Genomic DNA, 15,474 nt, shown 5'->3' with positions numbered 1-15,474 from the left:
ATGGCAGGCGCCTCGGTGCGGATGAATGCGTGCCGAAGCCTCGCCTCGGGACTCGTGATCGCCGCGCTGGCCGGCTGCGCGAGCACGGAGCGCGCCGTCGGGAAGCGGATGATCCTGCCCCCATCCGCGGCCAGGATGACGCTGGAGGACCGGCAGGCCTTTCTGATGGCGGTACCGATCGAGGCGCCGCTGCCGACGTATCCGCAGGACGATGCCCGCGGCGACGGCATGACCGAGGTCTGCGTCGAGTTCATCGTCGGCGAACAGGGCGCGGTGACCGAAGCCACGCCCGCCTACGGCGTGGACAGCTGCGCCGCGCAGCCGCATCCGGCCTTCGTCGCGGCCGCGGTCGACGCGGTCCGGCGCTGGACGTTCTTCGGCGCCGCGGTCTGCGAGTTCCCGGAAGGCGTCGAACGGACCGCCGATTGCTCGGGTGAGGACGTGGTCGTGCGCCCGGTGGCGATCCGGCTGATGTACGCCTTCTCGTTCGAGCGCCGCGGCGGCAAGGCGCGCGTCGGCGCGAGGCCGAGCGACGACTGAGGCCGGGTGCGGCACTCCGCCGCGGTCCGGGTCGATCAATCCGCCGGCACCGTGCGGCTGCCGGCCCAGGCGCGCAGTTCCGCCACCTGCTCGCGCATCACCACCGACAGCGGCCGCGTGGCGCGGATTTCCTCCAGCAGCAGCGCGTCGTCGATCGCGCGCGACTCGGCGTGGGCGACGTAGAGGGCGGCGACCACCGCCTGTTCGATCTCGGCGCCGGAAAAGCCCTCGGCGGCGGCGGCCAGCGCGCCGAGGTCGAAGCGCTCGGGCGAAAGTTCGCGCCGGCGCAGGTGCAGCTCGAACACGTGGGCGCGGGTGCCGGCGTCGGGCAGGTCGACGAAGAAGATCTCGTCGAAGCGGCCCTTGCGCAGCAGTTCGGCCGGCAGTTCGCGCACCTGGTTGGCGGTGGCGACGAGGAACACCTTCGACTTGCGCTCGGCCATCCAGGTCAGCAGGTAGCCGAGCACGCGCCGCGAGACGCCGCCGTCGCCATCGCCGCTGCCGGCGGCCACGCCCTTCTCGATCTCGTCGATCCACAGCACGCAGGGTTCGAGCTGGTCGCACGAGTCCAGCGCGGCGCGCAGGTTGGCCTCGGTTTCGCCGTGGTACTTGGCGTAGAGCGTGCCGAAGTCGAGCCGCACCAGCGGCACGCCGAATCCGCCGGCCACGGCCTTGGCCAGCAGCGACTTGCCGCAGCCCTGCACGCCCAGCAGCAGGATGCCCTTGGGCGGGTCGAGGCCGGGCGGCGCGTCGCCCTCGACGAACACGCGCCGGCGCTGCTCGATCCAGCGCTTGAGCCGGCGCGCGCCGGCGACGTCGGCGAAGCGCGCGGTGTCGTACTCGTAGTGCAGGTGGCCGCTCTTGTTGAGCAGGTCGAACTTCAGCCGCGCCAGCGCCGGCAGGTCGCCGGGGCCGAGCACGCCGTCGTCGTGGATCAGGTGGCGCGCGATCCGGCGCGCGTCGGTCGCCTCCAGGCCCTGCAGGTTGCGCACGATACGCCGCACCGTGGCCTCGTCGACCTCCACCCGCCGGCCCTCGTGCTCGCGCTGGTAGGCGGCGATCTCCTCGCGCAGCAGCTTGAGCAGGGCGTTGGCGTCGGGCAGGCGCGGGCGGAAGCGCGCGGCCTTGGCGTCGAGCTCGGGCGGCAGCTCGACCTTGTGCCCGACCAGCACGATCACGTGCGGCAGGCAGTCGCGCCGCTGCAGGATCTCGCGCAGCTGGCGCCGGGTGCTGGCGTAGCCGAGGTAGGGGTGGAAGTCGAGCAGCAGGTAGACGCCGCGCTGGTCGGCGTCGCGGATCGCGGCCAGGGTGGTGCCGGCGTCGGGCGGGGCCTGGGCCGGGTCCTCGCGGTCGAGGTCGATGCGGCGCAGCCCTTCGGTGATCGACCAGCGGTACAGCGCGCGCCACACCCGGGTCAGCGATTGCCGGAACAGTTCGACCGCGCGGGTTTCGTCGGGCGTCTCGACCACGATCAGCGGGGTGTCGGCGCGGATCAGCGCCACGAGGTCCTGCAGGTCGCTCATGCACGGTCGGCTGGTGGGGACGATCGACGATAGCAGACGCGCCGATGCGGGAGGACGCCCTGCGCGGGCCGCGGGCGGCGGATGCGGCGGCTGATTTGTAAAGAACTCGTCAAGCGCGCGCGGGCGCCTGCCTTGTGTTCGCGGCCTTGACGCGGCCGGTGTACGCTCGCGGCTCGTTCCCATGGCGGAGGCAGTGGATGAAGACCGTGCTGGTGGCCAGTTCCAAGGGCGGTGTCGGCAAGACCACGATCGCAACCCACCTGGCCGCGGAGTCCGCGCTGGCGGGCCGCAAGACCGTCCTGATCGATGCCGATCCGCAGGGATCGTCCACGCGCTGGGCCGAACGCCGCTCGGCGCTGGAGAGCGCGGTGCTGCCGATCGACGGCAGCAGCCGGCACAAGACGGCATGGAAATCGATTCCCGAGGGCACCGACCGCGTGGTCGTCGACGCCCCGGCCGGCGCCCACGCCGACACGCTGGAGGTCTACCTCGACCACGCCGACGCGGTGGTGGTGCCGGTGCTGCCCTCGGCACTGGACATCGACGCCACCGTGCCCTTCCTCAACGCCCTGGCCAAGCACCCGCGGGTGCGCAAGGGCGACCTGCGCGTGGGCCTGGTCGGCAACCGCCTGCGACCGTGGACCAACGCCTCGCAGCAGGCGATGGACCTGCTGCAGCAGTGGCCCTACCCGCTGGTGGCGCAGCTGCGCGACAGCCAGGCCTACGTGATGCTGGTCGGCTTCGGCAAGAGCCTGTTCGACTACCACTCGGCGCAGGTGCGCGACCACCAGGCCGACTGGCAGCCGCTGCTGAAGTGGCTCAAGCGCGCCTGACCCGCCTCCGGGCCGCCGAGCAACGCCACCGGGAGGAATGCGTCGATGCGTGAACTGATCCTGTTGCGCCATGCCCACGCCGAGCCGCCGCTGCCCGGGCAATCGGACTTCGACCGGCCGCTCTCGGCCGAAGGCCTGGCCGAGGCCGACGCGGTCGCCACCTGGCTGCGCGACAAGGCGCTGGTGCCCGACCGCGTGCTGTGCTCGCCGGCGCGGCGCGCGCGCGAGACGCTGGAGGCGGTGGTCGAGGCGGTCGGCAACCTCGACAAGCGGCTGGAGCCGTCGATCTACGAGGCCATGCCAGGCACCCTGGCCGGCCTGGTCGACGGCCATCGCGACGCCGACCGCCTGCTGGTGGTCGGCCACAACCCCGGGCTGGAGCGGCTGGTGGCGCTGCTGCACAGCGGCCAGTCGGGCGACTACCGCGGCATGCCGCCGGCCGCGATCGCGGTGCTGTCGCTGCCGGCCGGGGCCACGATCGAGCCCGGCATCGCCACCCTGTCCGCGTTCTGGTGGCCGTGAGCGCGATGGCATTGCGATGGTGGCCGGATGTCTGCGGGAATCCTCGAAGCTTCGCCATTCCGACCCCGGGCCTGATCCGGGAGGGAGATCCATGCGTCTGAAGGGAAGCTCTGGACATCCCGGATCCGTCATTTCGAACGCAGTGGGACCCCTTGTTTTTCGATCGTCTGCCTTCCCGCGATTTCCCGCGACGCTCGAAATGACGGATTCTGGACGTTCCCGGAAGGGCGGGGCGCCCCGCGGCGTCCGCAGCGACGGGACCCGGGCCATGGCGGGCAGGCGCCTGCGCTGGCTGGTGCTGCTCGGCGCCTGGTTCGCGATGGCGGTGCCGGCGGCCGAGATCGACACCGCGAAGTCGCGCATCGGCTTCTCCCTGAAGACGCGCTGGGGACAGGCGCTGGAAGGGCGCTTCCCGCGGTGGCAGGGCGAGATCGTGCCGGTTTCGGAGCTGCGCCGGCAGGTGCGGCTGCGGCTGCCGACCGACGGCGTCGAGATCCTCGGCCACCCGCAGTACTCGAAGATCACGCGCGGCAAGGGCTTCTTCGACGCCGACCGGCACCCGCACGTGGAGTTCGTCTCCGATCCCTACACCGACGAGCTGCTGCGCGAGGGCGGCCTGCTCGCCGGCGCGCTGACCATCCGCGGCGTGCGCCGGCGCGAGGTGTTCACCATCGAGCCGGCGACCTGCGACCGCCCGACGATCGACTGCGACGTGGTCGCCAGCGGCGTGGTCTACCGCAGCGACTTCGCGATGGACCGCTGGGCGTTCGCGCTGTCGGACCGGGTCGTGTTCTCGCTGCACATCCGCGCCCGGCCCGCGCCGACGCCATGACCGCGGCGGCGCGTGCGCTCGTCGCGCTGCTGGTCCTGGCCTGCAGCGCCTGCAGCAGCCTGTCGAACCTGCAGCGCGAGCAGGCCGCGGGAATCGCGGCCGCGGCGCGATCGACGCAGATCGACTGCGATGCGCCCGATGCCTGCGCGCGGCCCTCGCCGCTGCGCGAACTGGGCGTGCGCGCCTACGCGCAGAGCACGCCGCAGGCGCCGCGGCACTACGCGCTGCTGCTCGACTACGGCCAGGACGCGCTGGTCTCGCGCCTGGACCTGATCCGCGGCGCGACCACCAGCATCGACCTGCAGACCTACATCTTCGACGAGGACGACGCCGGCCACCTGGTGCTCGACGAGCTGATGGCCGCGGTGCGCCGCGGCGTGCGCGTTCGGGTGCTGGTCGACCAGCTGTCGGCGCTGCGCCAGGTCGACACGCTGGCGGCGCTGGCCTCGGCCCACGTCAACTTCGAGATCCGCATCTACAACCCGGTGCTCGAGCGCGCGCGCATCAGCTATCCGATGTACGCCTGGGCCGCGGCCTGCTGCTGGCGCCGGCTCAACCAGCGCATGCACAGCAAGCTGCTGCTGGTCGACGGCATCGTCGGCATCACCGGCGGACGCAACTACCAGGACGACTATTACGACTGGAACCCGGAGTTCAACTTCCGCGACCGCGACGTGCTGGTCAGCGGCCCGGCGACCGCGGACATGGCGGCGAACTTCGAGGCGTTCTGGAACGCGCGCCTGAGCGTGCCGGTGGAGCGGCTGGACGACGTCGGCCGCCACCTGCTGCGCGCCGGCGCGCCGGCGCTGCCGGACTGGCCGTACGAGGATCCGCGGCGGGTCGCGGCGGTGTCGCGCGCGGCAGACGACCGGGCCCTGGTGCAGCGAGACCTGGTCGAGGCCGCGATCCCGGTGGGCGATGTGGTGTTCATCGCCGACCTGCCGCAGAAGCACCGGCGCGACCGCGAGATCGCCGCCGGCGCGATCCACGCCTCGCCGCTGCTCAACGAACTGATCGAGTCGGCGCAGGAGGAAGTGCTGCTGCAGACGCCCTACCTGGTGCTGTCGAAGCAGGCGCAGGCCATGTTCGGGCGCATGCACGAGCGCGAACCGCCGCCGCGCGTGGTCGTGTCCACCAACAGCCTCGCGGCCACCGACTCGTTCATCACCTACGCGCTGTCGTACAAGTACAAGCGTCGCTACCTGCGCGACTTCGGCTTCGAGATCCACGAGTTCAAGCCGTTCCCGGAGGATGCGCCGATCGACCTGGAGGCCACCGGCGCGGTCGACATCTCGTGGAACGCCGATGGCAGCGTCAACATCGGCGAGATCGCGCGTGATGCCGCCGATGCCGATGCTGATGCCGACGCCGGCGGGGATGCCTCCGGCCGCCGCACGCCGCCGCTGACGCGCGAATACGCCGCGCTGCGCTACGCCGGCATCGGCGTGCACCAGCGCGTGCCGCTCAAGCGCGCCGGCGTGCGCTTCGGCCTGCACGCCAAGTCGCTGGTGATCGACAACCGCATCGGCGTGGTCGGCACCCACAACTTCGACCCGCGCGGTGACGACTACAACACCGAGAGCGCGGTGATCATCGACGACCCCGCGTTCGCGCGCGCGCTGGCCGACAGCATCCGCCGCGACATCGCCCCGGAGAACGCCTGGGCCATCGCGAGGCGCGACAAGCCACCGGTGTTCTCCGGGCTCGAATACTCGCTGGCCAAGGTGTCCGAGCACCTGCCGCTGTTCGACCTGTGGCCGATGCGCTACGCCACCAGCTACGAGTTCCAGCCCGGGCCGGCATGCCCCGCGCCGCTGTCGCCGTTCGACCCGGGCTTCCGCGCCTGCTACGAACCGGTCGGCGACTTCCCCGAGGTCAACCTCGGCTTCCGCACCCTGCTCACGCGCATCTTCACCGCCTTCGGCGCGGGACTCGCGCCGATCCTCTGAGGTCCTTCCGGACGCCTCCCGCGGCCCGGGTTTTCAGCCCCCTCCTCCGCGAAGCGGGGGAGGGGTGGGGTGGGGGCGCCTTTCGCGGTGAAAGCTCGGCGCTGCGCGCCTCGCACCCCCTCCCCAGCCCTCCCCCGCTTCGCAGGGGAGGGGGTCAAGAGCGGCATAGGTCGTCAGTCATGCCTCCCGGCCGCAACCGTCAGCCCCCGAAACCCATCCAAATCAACAGGTTCCATCGTGGACGCAAGAACGTCCCGAAGGGTATGACTTCCGGCCCATGCACGAACCTGTTTAGTGTATTACTTTACCAACACACCGAAACACAACGCCCCCACGAGGACCGCCATGAACACCGTTTTCCAGACCGCCCCCCGCCCGTCCCTTCCGCTGCAGGCGCGCACCGCCCTCCCGCTTCCCGCGTCCGAGCGCCGCGCACGCGGCTTCGGCATCGGCTATGGCAACAGCAGCGGCTATGCCAGCGACAGGCGCTACACCCCGGAATCGGGCAACGCGCGCTTCCGCTTCGCATGACGCACGCGGCCGCGTCGTCCGCCGCCGCCACGGCGCGCGGCGGACCCTGCGCGGCAGGGCGCAATTGACGCGCGCGCGCCGCGGAGCCTAGGCTGCGCATCTTTCCGTCCCCCGGTATCCCACCATGTCGCTTTCGCTGACCATCGACCTCAACGACCAGGACCTCGAGCACTTCACCAGCGCGCTGAAGGCCGCGCACAAGGCGGCAGCGGACAAGTCGCAGGAGGAGATCATCCAGGCCGCGGCCTCGCTGCTGGAGGGCGCGCAGAAGGTCGAGATGCCGGACTTCATCCGCGGCCGCCTGGAGCGGCTGGACGACATGATCGCGATGGTCCGCGACGAGGGCTGGCACCTCGACGACGAGGACAAGCAGCACGTGCTGTCGGCGCTGGTCTACTTCGCCGACCCGAAGGACGTGATCCCCGACCACGTCGAGGTGCTGGGCTTCCTCGACGACGCGATCATGATCGAACTGTGCGTGCGCGAGCTCAGGCACGAGCTCGACGCCTACGACGATTTCTGCGAATTCCGCGAGCGCGAGGCGAACAAGCGCGGCGTCGAACCCTCCGCCGTCGGCCGTGCCGACTGGCTGGACGGCCGCCGCGACGAACTGGTCGAGCGCATGCACGCGCGCCGCGAACGCGACGGCGGCGGGTTCGGCCTCGGCTACGGCAGCAGCAGCGGCTACGGTCGCGCGTCCTATTCGCGCGCCTGGCGCCCGAGCCTGTTCCGCTTCCGCTAGGCCGGGCGCGGATGTTCCGCGCGGACGTCGGCCTCGACCAGCTCAACGCGCTGTCGCGGAACACCGCGATGGAGCCGCTGGGCATCGTCTTCACCGAGATCGGCCCCGACTTCCTGCGCGCGACGATGCCGGTCGACGCGCGCACCCACCAGCCCTACGGCCTGCTCCACGGCGGCGCCTCGGTGCTGCTGGCCGAGACGCTCGGCAGCAGCGCCGGCGGCCTGTGCGCGCCCGAGGGCCACGGCGTGGTCGGCATCGAGATCAACGCCAACCACCTGCGCGGCGTGCGCAGCGGCACCGTCACCGGCACCGCGCGGCCGCTGCACGTGGGCCGCAGCACCCAGGTGTGGGAAATCTGCATCGAGGACGCCGCCGGCAGGCTGGTCTGCATCTCGCGGCTGACGCTGGCGGTGGTGCCGCGCGGCTGAGCGCCGGGCCGACAGGCGCGCTGCGCACCACCAGCGACCGGCGGCGTCGGACGACCCGGAAATTCCCCGTCATCCCCGCGAAAGCGGGGATCCATGGACGTTCGCCTTTGGAACGCAAGGTCCATGGATTCCCGCTTTCGCGGGAATGACGGCCTCGAGGGTGTCTGCCCGCGACTGGTCCGGCTTCCCGCCCGCTGCTGGCCGCGCCCGGCCCGCATTCGGTATCGTGTCCGGCTTCGGACTCCCCCGGTTCCGCTGCCTGGCCTCCTGTCGTGCGTGTCTTCCGTTACGCCGTGCGTTTCCCGTTCCTGCTGTGGCACGTGCTGGTGCACCTGCCGGTCACGCTGCTGCTGATGGCGCCGCCGTTCGGCCGCCTCCAGCTGGCCGGCGGCGGGCGCCTGCAGCACCGCATGGTGCGGCTGTGGTCGGGCGGGCTGATGCGCGTGTTCGGCATGCGCGTGCGCCGCATCGGCCACCCGATGCCGGGCGCGGTGATGTTCGTCGCCAACCACGTCAGCTGGATCGACATCGTCGCGCTGCACAGCCAGCGGATGATGGGCTTCGTCGCCAAGCGCGAGATCGCCGGCTGGCCGCTGGTGGGCTGGCTGGCCGCGCGCGGCGAGACGATCTTCCACCAGCGCGGCAGCCAGGAGTCGCTCGGCGGGGTGCTGCACGAGATGCTGGCGCGGCTGCGCGACGGCCGCGCGGTCGGCGTGTTCCCGGAAGGGCGCACGCGCAGCGGTCGCGAGGTCGGGCCGTTCCATGCGCGCATCTTCCTCGCCGCGGTCGAGGCCGGGGTGCCGGTGCAGCCGGTGGCGCTGCGCTACGGCGAGCACGGCAGCGCGCAGGCCGCGGTCGCGTTCGCGTCGGGCGAGAGCTTCTTCGGCAACTTCCTGCGCCTGCTCGGCGAACCGTCGCGCCCGGTCGAAGTGGTGTTCCTGGAACCGATCGCGCCCGGCGACGCCGAAGGCCGCCGCCGCATCGCCGAAACCGCGCGCGAGCGCATCGTCGCGGCGATGGCGCCATGACGCCCGACGGCGGCGACGGGCTGCCGGCCTACGCACCGCCGCGCTGGCTGCGCAGCCCGCACCTGCAGACCGTCCTCGGCAGCAGCCCGTGGCGGCGACGGCGCGGCGCGCAGGCGCTGGCCGCCACCGGCGCGGTGACCGAGGAACACCTGGTCGACGGTGGCGACGGCGTCCGCCTGCACGGCCTGCACAGCGCGGTGCCGGGCGAGCAGGCGCGCGGCCTGGCGCTGCTGCTGCACGGCTGGGAGGGCAGCGCCGAATCGAGCTACATGCGGCTGACGGCGGCGCAGCTGCTGGCGCGCGGCTTCGAGGTGTTCCGGCTCAACTTCCGCGACCACGGCGGCACCCACCACCTCAATCCCGACATCTTCCACTCCAACCGGATCGAGGAGGTGGTGCACGCCGCGCTCGACGTGTCCCGCCGTTTCACGCAGCGGCCGATGGTGGTGGCCGGTTATTCGCTCGGCGGCAACTTCGCGCTGCGCCTGGCGCTGCGCGCGCCCGACGCCGGCCTGCCGCTGCTGCGCGTGGCCGCGGTCTGCCCGGTGCTCGACCCGGCGCGCACGATGCGCAAGATGGAAGACGGGATGTGGTTCTACATGCGCTACTTCGAGCGCAAGTGGCGCAGCTCGCTGCTGCGCAAGCGCGAACTGTTCCCCGAGCGCGTCGGCTTCGACGACGCCACCCTCCGGCTCGGCATGCGCGAGCTCACCGAATGGCTGGTGCAGCGGCATACCGACCTCGGCACCATCGACGCCTACTTCGACGGCTACTCGGTCGCCGGCGACCGCCTGCGGGCACTGCAGGTGCCGGCCCACATCCTGATGGCGGCCGACGACCCGGTGATCCCCATCGACGAGTTTCGCGCGCTGGCCTTCCCGGACATGGCGCGCGTGGAAATCGTGCCCTGGGGCGGGCACTGCGGCTTCCTCGAGGACGCGCGCTTCGACGGCTACGCCGAACGCTGGACGGCGGCGCGCCTGGCGGCGACCGCGTCCGGCTGAGCCCGCGCTATCCTGAAGGCCGGCACCTCCGGGAGACTCCGATGCAGATCCGCAGCGACAGCTTCGAACCCCGCGGCGCGATTCCGGCCGAATTCGCCATGGGCGCGCCCGACGGCTTCGGCGGCAACCGCAATCCGCACCTGGCCTGGGACGACGCGCCCGACGGCACGCGCTCGTTCGCGCTGCTGTGCATCGACACCGATGCGCCGACCGATCCCTCGCTGGCCGGGAAGGAAGGCGTGGACATCCCGGTCGCGCACCCGCGCGGCGACTTCGTGCACTGGGCGGTGGTCGACATCGCGCCGGACGTGCGCGCGATCGCGGCCGGCAGCGCCAGCGACGGCGTGAGCAAGGGCGGCAAGCCTGCGCCATCCGGCCCGACCGGCGCGCGCCAGGGCCTGAACGACTACACCGGCTGGTTCGCCGGCGACGCCGACATGGGCGGCGACTGGCTCGGCTACGACGGCCCGTATCCGCCGCCCAACGACCTGCGCGTGCACCGCTACTTCTTCCGCGTGTTCGCGCTGGATGTCGCGGCACTGGACGTGCCGGAGAAATTCACCGCCGGCGACGCGCTGCGCGCGATGCAGGGGCACGTGCTGGCCGAGGCGGCGGTCTACGGGACGTATTCGCTCAATCCCGCGGCGCAAGGCTGAATCGCGGGCCTTCGCCAGTGCCTCAGGCCCCCGGATTCACGCTTTCCGACTCCACCACCATGTCGAGCACGTAGGCGATCGATGAACCATCCGCCGGCGGGTTCGCGACCTCGAAGCGCTTGAGCCGCAGCACGTTGCGCACGCCGGGTTCGTGGGTATAGCCCTCGATGTCCTGGTAGAGGTATTCCCATTCGCCGGTCTCTTGCTTGATCCCCTTGTCGTCGTAGGTGATCTCGCGCACGTGCAGGCAGCGGTAGTCCGGCATCATCGGGTGGTGGCAGGGCACGCGCTCGGCCGCGACCTCGAGGAATACGCGCTCGCCCTCGCCGCCGTATGTCGTCTCCGCGGTGGGCGTGCCCGCGAACGTCAGCCGGTCGCCGCCGGCGGTGGTCAGCACCAAGCGGCCGTCGTCGCCGGTCGCGAGGGTGCCCGCGCCGGCCAGGCGCGCGCCGATCGCATCGTCGGCGGCCATCAGCGCACCGCCGCCGCAGAACTTCTTGGTCTGCGCCAGCGCGCCGACTTCGAAACGATCGCCGGACAGGGTGTAGCCGCCGCTCATCTGGTTGCAGCCGCCGCTGACCGAGACGCGGCCGTCGGCGAAATCCAGCTGCAGCGGCTGGTCGGGGGCCGGGAACAGCGCGTCGATGCGCCGGCCGCCGGCATCCACCGCATCGGCGAGCCGCCAGTGCGAGGCCGCCAGCGCTTGCGCATCGACGGCGCGCGTGGCCGGCGCCGCCGCGACGCCGGCGGGCGGCGGTGTTTCCGCGGGCGGGTTCGAGGGGGTGCAGGCCGCCAGTGCAATGGCCAGCGACAGCAGGGGGATGGCGGGGCGCATGGCGATCTCCTTTCGGTCGGTTGCGTGCGGGAGCTTGGCGCCAGCGTACGCCATCGCGGGGAAACGGAGCGTGGCGTGGCGATTGTCGATCCGGCGCGTCGCCGTTCGTCGTCACCGTGAAAGCGCGATCCCGCCCTTCCACACAGGAGTCCACGATGCCCCGCCAGATCTTCGTCAACCTTCCGGTCAAGGACCTCGACGCCTCGGTGAAGTTCTTCACCGCGCTCGGCTTCGCCTTCAACCCGCAGTTCACCGACGAGAACGCGACGAGCATGATCGTCGCCGACGACATCTTCGTGATGCTGCTCGTCGAACCCTACTTCCGCACGTTCATCGACAAGCCGCTGGCCGACGCGCACGCACAGACCGAAGTGCTGGTCTGCCTGTCCTGCGACAGCGATGCCGAGGTCGACGACCTGGTGGCGAAGGCGGTTGCGGCCGGCGGCAAGGCGCACCGCACGCCGCAGGACCACGGCTTCATGTACGGCCACGGTTTCGAGGACCCGGATGGCCACGTCTGGGAGCTGGTGCACATGCGGGAAATGCCCGCGTGAACGCGAACCGGCCGGGGCGGCGTCGGCGGAAGGCATGGCGATGAGCCTGCTCGGCCTGCTGGTGCGGCGCGCCGGCGCGCACGCGTGCGTCGTGCCCGTCGACGCACCGCCGCGCGAGGAGCCGCCATCGCCGGCCGGACGAGATGGACCTGCCGCGTGGGCGAGTGAAGTGCGGTTATTTTCCGGCGAAGACTCGCCGCGCGATGCCGAACCTGACGCCCGCCCATGACTTCCGCGGCTTGCATCGCGCTCGCCCGCAGTGCTCTGATCCGGAGCCATGCACGCCCCGGACCCGCAGCGCAGCATCGACGCCGTCTGGCGCAACGAATCGCCGAAGGTGATCGCGGCGCTGATGCGCATGGTGCGCGACATCGACCTCGCCGAGGAGCTGGCGCAGGACGCGCTGGTCACCGCGCTGGAGCGCTGGCCCGCCTCGGGCGTGCCTGACAACCCCGGCGCCTGGCTGATGGCCGCCGCGAAGAACCGCGCGATCGACCACCTGCGGCGCAACCAGCTGCTGGCGCGCAAGCACGCGCAGATCGCGCACGAACTCGAAGGCCTGCATGACGAACTGCACGAAGCGCGCGAGGCGGCGTACGACGACGACATCGGCGACGACCTGCTGCGGCTGATCTTCGTCGCCTGCCATCCGCTGCTGTCGATGGAGGCACGCGTGGCGCTGACCCTGCGCCTGCTGTGCGGCCTGGCCACCGACGAGATCGCGCGCGCGTTCCTGGTGCCGGAGGCGACCGTCGCGCAGCGCATCGTGCGCGCCAAGCGCACGCTCGGCGAGGCCGACGTGCCGTTCGAGGTGCCGCGCCGGGAGGAGCTGCCGGAGCGGCTGTCGGCGGTGCTGGGCGTGGTCTACCTCGTGTTCAACGAAGGCTATTCGGCGACCGCGGGCGAGGACTGGATGCGGCCCGCGCTGTGCGAGGAGGCGCTGCGGCTCGGGCGCCTGCTGGTCGGGCTGGCGCCGGCGGAAGCCGAGGCATCGGGTTTGCTCGCGCTGATGGAACTGCAGGCCTCGCGCCTGCGCGCGCGGATCGACGCATCCGGCGAGCCGATCCTGCTGCCGGACCAGGACCGCGCGCGCTGGGACCGCGATGCGATCGAGCGCGGGCTCGAGGCGCTCGCCCGCGCCGAACGACTGGCGCGCGAACGCGGCCCGTACACGCTGCAGGCGGCGATCGCGGCCTGCCATGCGCGTGCGGCCGCTGCCGGCGACACCGACTGGACGCGCATCGTCGCGCTGTACGACGAACTCGTCGCGCTCGCGCCCTCGCCGGTGGTCGAACTCAACCGCGCGGTCGCGGTGTCGATGCGCTCCGGGCCGGAGGCCGGGCTGGCGCTGGTCGATGCGCTGGCGGACGCGCCGGCGCTGCGCAACTACCACCTGCTGCCGGCGGTGCGCGGCGACCTGCTGCAGAAGCTGGCCCGCCACGACGAAGCGCGCGCCGAGTTCGAACGCGCCGCCGCAATGACCCGCAACGAACGCGAGCGTGCGCTGCTGCTCGCGCGTGCTTCGGGGCCGTGAGCGGGCATCGGCGGGCGCGACCAGGGAGTACGCAGGCTTCGCGTCCAGCCCCGCCTACTGCATCGAATGCAGCCCGATCATGTTGCCCTCGCTGTCGAAGGCCAGCACGATGAAGCCGTACTCGCCGATCGACATCTTGCCGCGATGCACGCGCCCGCCGGCCGCCGCCACGCGGTCGCCGGTCGCACCGCAGTCCTCGCAGGCGAAATAGACCAGGCTGCCGCCCGGCCCCGAGGGCGCGCCGGGCATGTGGCACAGCGCGCCGTTGGCGCCGTAGCGGTCCATGTCGCCGGGGAAGGACCACATCTCCAGGCCGTCGTCCTGCCCGTCCGGCAGTTTCAGCGCTTCCAGCGCGATGTCGAACACGGCCTCGTAGAACGCGCGCGCCCGCGCCATGTCCTGCACGTAGATCTCGAACCAGTTGACGCTGTTGACCTCGGCCATGCCGTTTTCTCCTCTGCCGCAAGTGGATGGACCTACATCGCCACGATCGACTTGAACCCGCCCCACATCATGCGTCTGGCGTCGAACGGGGGCTTGCTCTTGTCCGGCATCATCGCCTCGATGCGCGGATCGGCCATGACCTTCCTGTTGACGCTGTCGCGATGCCGGCGCGAGCGGTAGACGATGTACGAGAAGGCCACCACCTCGCCCTTCTTCAGCTGCACCGCCTGCGGGAACGAGGTCAGCTTGCCGGACTGCACGTCGTCCTCGACGCACTCGATGTACTGCAGCGCGCCGTACTCCATCCAGACCTTGCCGGCCTTGCGCGCCATGCGCCGGTAGGCGGCGAGGTTCTTCTTCGGGATCGGGATCAGGAAACCGTCGATGTAGGCCATGTGGTGGCTCCGTGGGTTGCGGGATGGGAGGGCGCTCGCGGCGCCATGTCCCTGACGACGAACGATGGCGCACCGGATCGACAAGAGTGCCGCCTTCCGTCCGACGATAGCCCGTCATCCCCGCGAAGGCGGGGATCCAGCATCTTTGACCCCGGCAAGCGGGCCATGCGCAGTCCTTCCAGGGTCCGGAAGCGAAAGATCAAAGACACTGGGTCCCCGCCTTTGCGGGGATGACGGTATAGGGGGCGCGCGGGATCTTGTGTCTGCCGGCTCAGTCGCCCGCCGGCAGCCACAGCAGCAGGGCGGCGCCGAGCAGGATCCGGTACACCGCGAAGCCGGTGAAGCGGTGCTGCTTGATGTAGCCCAGCAGCCACTTCACCACGACGAAGCCGGTGACGGTGGCGGCCGTGAACGCCAGCGCCACGTCGCCCCAGGCCTCGCCGCCGAGGCCGCCGTCCTTCCACAGTTCGAGGAAGGCGTAGGCGCTGGCCGCGAACATCGTCGGGATGCCGACCAGGAACACGAATTCGGTCGCCGCCGAGCGCCGGCCGAGGCCAGCCAGCATCGCCATGAAGATCGCCGCGGCCGAGCGCGAGGTGCCGGGGAACACGCCGGCCACCACCTGCGCCAGCCCCACCAGCACCGCCACCGTCCAGGTGACGTGGACGCCGTCGCCGCGGCGCTCGGCCATGCGCTCGGCGAAGATCATCCAGACGCCGCCGAGGATCAGCGCCCAGGCGATCGGCGTCACCGTCTCGGGCAGCTCCCATCCCGCCAACCGCACCGGCAGGCCGACCAGGGCGGTGACCAGGAAGGCGGCGGCGAGCTTCATCGCGTAGTCGCGGTTGGCCGCGTCGCCGAGCCCGGTCGCCAGCTCCCGGATCCGCCGCCGGAACACCAGGGTGATGGCGAGGATCGCGCCGGCCTGGATGACGATGTTGAAGAAGTCCGAGCGCGCGCCCAGCCAGTGCTGGGCGATCAGCAGGTGGCCGGTGCTCGACACCGGCAGGAACTCGGTCAGCCCTTCGAGGAGGCCCAGCAGGAGGGCGGACAGCGGATCGGACATGGAGGCGGTTCGCGTGGGGGCTGGCAGGATAACGGAAAGCCTTCCCGCGTCCGGGCAG

19 protein-coding genes are annotated in these 15,474 nt (G+C 71.4%); 14 read left to right on the top strand and 5 right to left on the bottom strand.

The genetic code is table 11. The annotated features are described in order from the left end of the window. Window positions 1-21: 21 nt before the first annotated feature. Window positions 22-540 (top strand): hypothetical protein, encoded by a 519-nt coding sequence (locus FQY83_RS13320; protein WP_146388448.1) that lies wholly within the window; start codon window positions 22-24, stop codon window positions 538-540. Between the two features lie 35 nt (window positions 541-575). Here the strand turns inward: FQY83_RS13320 and FQY83_RS13315 are convergent, their stop codons facing one another. Continuing rightward, a complete protein-coding gene (locus FQY83_RS13315; RefSeq protein ID WP_146388447.1) occupies window positions 576-2,063 on the bottom strand; it encodes an AAA family ATPase in 1,488 nt (495 codons plus the stop codon). Window positions 2,064-2,260: 197 nt separating this feature from the next. On the opposite strand from FQY83_RS13315, the gene FQY83_RS13310 reads away from it, so the two are divergent. The 10 genes from FQY83_RS13310 to FQY83_RS13265 all read left to right on the top strand — a co-directional run bounded on the left by FQY83_RS13310 (window position 2,261) and on the right by FQY83_RS13265 (window position 10,588). Then, complete coding sequence (locus FQY83_RS13310) at window positions 2,261-2,896, top strand: ParA family protein (RefSeq protein WP_146388446.1); 636 nt, start codon at window positions 2,261-2,263, stop codon at window positions 2,894-2,896. A gap of 45 nt (window positions 2,897-2,941) precedes the next feature. After that, window positions 2,942-3,418: a SixA phosphatase family protein gene (locus tag FQY83_RS13305; protein ID WP_146388445.1), complete on the top strand. Its 477-nt coding sequence runs from the start codon at window positions 2,942-2,944 to the stop codon at window positions 3,416-3,418. 268 nt (window positions 3,419-3,686) lie between these two features. Continuing rightward, on the top strand, window positions 3,687-4,250 hold the full coding sequence (locus FQY83_RS13300; RefSeq protein ID WP_146388444.1) for a YceI family protein: 564 nt from the start codon (window positions 3,687-3,689) through the stop codon (window positions 4,248-4,250). Continuing rightward, a complete protein-coding gene (locus FQY83_RS13295) occupies window positions 4,247-6,199 on the top strand; it encodes a phospholipase D family protein (protein ID WP_146388443.1) in 1,953 nt (650 codons plus the stop codon). The genes FQY83_RS13300 and FQY83_RS13295 overlap by 4 nt, the downstream gene beginning before the upstream one ends. A gap of 345 nt (window positions 6,200-6,544) precedes the next feature. Next, entirely contained in the window at window positions 6,545-6,730 is a 186-nt protein-coding gene (locus tag FQY83_RS13290; protein WP_146388442.1) for a hypothetical protein, read from the top strand. Between the two features lie 124 nt (window positions 6,731-6,854). Further along, complete coding sequence (locus tag FQY83_RS13285; RefSeq protein ID WP_146388441.1) at window positions 6,855-7,472, top strand: YkvA family protein; 618 nt, start codon at window positions 6,855-6,857, stop codon at window positions 7,470-7,472. Between the two features lie 11 nt (window positions 7,473-7,483). Further along, entirely contained in the window at window positions 7,484-7,900 is a 417-nt protein-coding gene (locus FQY83_RS13280) for a hotdog fold thioesterase (protein WP_146388440.1), read from the top strand. Between the two features lie 164 nt (window positions 7,901-8,064). Next, window positions 8,065-8,928 carry a lysophospholipid acyltransferase family protein gene (locus FQY83_RS13275; RefSeq protein ID WP_192906714.1) on the top strand — a complete coding sequence of 288 codons (864 nt, stop codon included), beginning with the start codon at window positions 8,065-8,067 and terminating at the stop codon, window positions 8,926-8,928. Further along, the gene (locus FQY83_RS13270; RefSeq protein WP_146388439.1) at window positions 8,925-9,932 is read left to right on the top strand and encodes a YheT family hydrolase; all 1,008 of its coding nucleotides are present in this window, start codon (window positions 8,925-8,927) and stop codon (window positions 9,930-9,932) included. Before FQY83_RS13275 ends, FQY83_RS13270 begins: the two co-directional genes overlap by 4 nt. Before the next feature lie 41 nt (window positions 9,933-9,973). After that, window positions 9,974-10,588 carry a YbhB/YbcL family Raf kinase inhibitor-like protein gene (locus tag FQY83_RS13265; RefSeq protein ID WP_146388438.1) on the top strand — a complete coding sequence of 205 codons (615 nt, stop codon included), beginning with the start codon at window positions 9,974-9,976 and terminating at the stop codon, window positions 10,586-10,588. A gap of 22 nt (window positions 10,589-10,610) precedes the next feature. Here FQY83_RS13265 and FQY83_RS13260 read toward each other — a convergent pair whose 3' ends face one another. Then, the gene (locus FQY83_RS13260; RefSeq protein WP_146388437.1) at window positions 10,611-11,423 is read right to left on the bottom strand and encodes an META and DUF4377 domain-containing protein; all 813 of its coding nucleotides are present in this window, start codon (window positions 11,421-11,423) and stop codon (window positions 10,611-10,613) included. A gap of 155 nt (window positions 11,424-11,578) precedes the next feature. Between FQY83_RS13260 and FQY83_RS13255 the strand changes: the two genes are divergently transcribed. The 3 genes from FQY83_RS13255 to FQY83_RS13245 are packed head-to-tail and all read left to right on the top strand — an operon-like array spanning window position 11,579 to window position 13,511. Continuing rightward, entirely contained in the window at window positions 11,579-11,977 is a 399-nt protein-coding gene (locus FQY83_RS13255) for a VOC family protein (RefSeq protein WP_146388436.1), read from the top strand. Window positions 11,978-12,017: 40 nt separating this feature from the next. Next, window positions 12,018-12,206, top strand: a complete 189-nt coding sequence (locus tag FQY83_RS13250) for a hypothetical protein (protein WP_146388435.1) — start codon at window positions 12,018-12,020, stop codon at window positions 12,204-12,206. A gap of 48 nt (window positions 12,207-12,254) precedes the next feature. Then, window positions 12,255-13,511: an RNA polymerase sigma factor gene (locus FQY83_RS13245; RefSeq protein ID WP_146388434.1), complete on the top strand. Its 1,257-nt coding sequence runs from the start codon at window positions 12,255-12,257 to the stop codon at window positions 13,509-13,511. Window positions 13,512-13,565: 54 nt separating this feature from the next. On the opposite strand, the gene FQY83_RS13240 is transcribed toward FQY83_RS13245, so the two are convergent. The 3 genes from FQY83_RS13240 to FQY83_RS13230 form a co-directional block, all read right to left on the bottom strand. Beyond that, a complete protein-coding gene (locus tag FQY83_RS13240; RefSeq protein ID WP_146388433.1) occupies window positions 13,566-13,955 on the bottom strand; it encodes a VOC family protein in 390 nt (129 codons plus the stop codon). A 32-nt stretch (window positions 13,956-13,987) separates the two neighbouring features. After that, entirely contained in the window at window positions 13,988-14,350 is a 363-nt protein-coding gene (locus tag FQY83_RS13235; protein WP_146388432.1) for a DUF1428 domain-containing protein, read from the bottom strand. Between the two features lie 271 nt (window positions 14,351-14,621). Then, complete coding sequence (locus tag FQY83_RS13230; protein WP_146388431.1) at window positions 14,622-15,416, bottom strand: undecaprenyl-diphosphate phosphatase; 795 nt, start codon at window positions 15,414-15,416, stop codon at window positions 14,622-14,624. Between the last annotated feature and the right edge of the window lie 58 nt (window positions 15,417-15,474).

Source organism: Luteimonas marina (assembly GCF_007859325.1).
GTDB classification, from domain to species: Bacteria; Pseudomonadota; Gammaproteobacteria; order Xanthomonadales; family Xanthomonadaceae; genus Luteimonas; species Luteimonas marina.
The sequence above is the reverse complement of the archived record's forward strand: the minus strand, read 5'-3'. Positions and strand labels throughout refer to the sequence as shown.

Excerpts from the sequence above, each read along its gene's own strand:
- FQY83_RS13230 (WP_146388431.1), bottom strand. The coding sequence starts at position 15,416 with ATGTCCGATCCGCTGTCCGCCCTCCTGCTGGGCCTCCTCGAAGGGCTG.
- FQY83_RS13235 (WP_146388432.1), bottom strand. The coding sequence starts at position 14,350 with ATGGCCTACATCGACGGTTTCCTGATCCCGATCCCGAAGAAGAACCTC.
- FQY83_RS13265 (WP_146388438.1), top strand. The coding sequence starts at position 9,974 with ATGCAGATCCGCAGCGACAGCTTCGAACCCCGCGGCGCGATTCCGGCC.
- FQY83_RS13240 (WP_146388433.1), bottom strand. The coding sequence starts at position 13,955 with ATGGCCGAGGTCAACAGCGTCAACTGGTTCGAGATCTACGTGCAGGAC.
- FQY83_RS13280 (WP_146388440.1), top strand. The coding sequence starts at position 7,484 with ATGTTCCGCGCGGACGTCGGCCTCGACCAGCTCAACGCGCTGTCGCGG.
- FQY83_RS13285 (WP_146388441.1), top strand. The coding sequence starts at position 6,855 with ATGTCGCTTTCGCTGACCATCGACCTCAACGACCAGGACCTCGAGCAC.
- FQY83_RS13310 (WP_146388446.1), top strand. The coding sequence starts at position 2,261 with ATGAAGACCGTGCTGGTGGCCAGTTCCAAGGGCGGTGTCGGCAAGACC.
- FQY83_RS13300 (WP_146388444.1), top strand. The coding sequence starts at position 3,687 with ATGGCGGGCAGGCGCCTGCGCTGGCTGGTGCTGCTCGGCGCCTGGTTC.
- FQY83_RS13320 (WP_146388448.1), top strand. The coding sequence starts at position 22 with ATGAATGCGTGCCGAAGCCTCGCCTCGGGACTCGTGATCGCCGCGCTG.
- FQY83_RS13255 (WP_146388436.1), top strand. The coding sequence starts at position 11,579 with ATGCCCCGCCAGATCTTCGTCAACCTTCCGGTCAAGGACCTCGACGCC.
- FQY83_RS13295 (WP_146388443.1), top strand. The coding sequence starts at position 4,247 with ATGACCGCGGCGGCGCGTGCGCTCGTCGCGCTGCTGGTCCTGGCCTGC.
- FQY83_RS13250 (WP_146388435.1), top strand. The coding sequence starts at position 12,018 with ATGAGCCTGCTCGGCCTGCTGGTGCGGCGCGCCGGCGCGCACGCGTGC.
- FQY83_RS13245 (WP_146388434.1), top strand. The coding sequence starts at position 12,255 with ATGCACGCCCCGGACCCGCAGCGCAGCATCGACGCCGTCTGGCGCAAC.
- FQY83_RS13290 (WP_146388442.1), top strand. The coding sequence starts at position 6,545 with ATGAACACCGTTTTCCAGACCGCCCCCCGCCCGTCCCTTCCGCTGCAG.
- FQY83_RS13270 (WP_146388439.1), top strand. The coding sequence starts at position 8,925 with ATGACGCCCGACGGCGGCGACGGGCTGCCGGCCTACGCACCGCCGCGC.
- FQY83_RS13260 (WP_146388437.1), bottom strand. The coding sequence starts at position 11,423 with ATGCGCCCCGCCATCCCCCTGCTGTCGCTGGCCATTGCACTGGCGGCC.
- FQY83_RS13315 (WP_146388447.1), bottom strand. The coding sequence starts at position 2,063 with ATGAGCGACCTGCAGGACCTCGTGGCGCTGATCCGCGCCGACACCCCG.
- FQY83_RS13305 (WP_146388445.1), top strand. The coding sequence starts at position 2,942 with ATGCGTGAACTGATCCTGTTGCGCCATGCCCACGCCGAGCCGCCGCTG.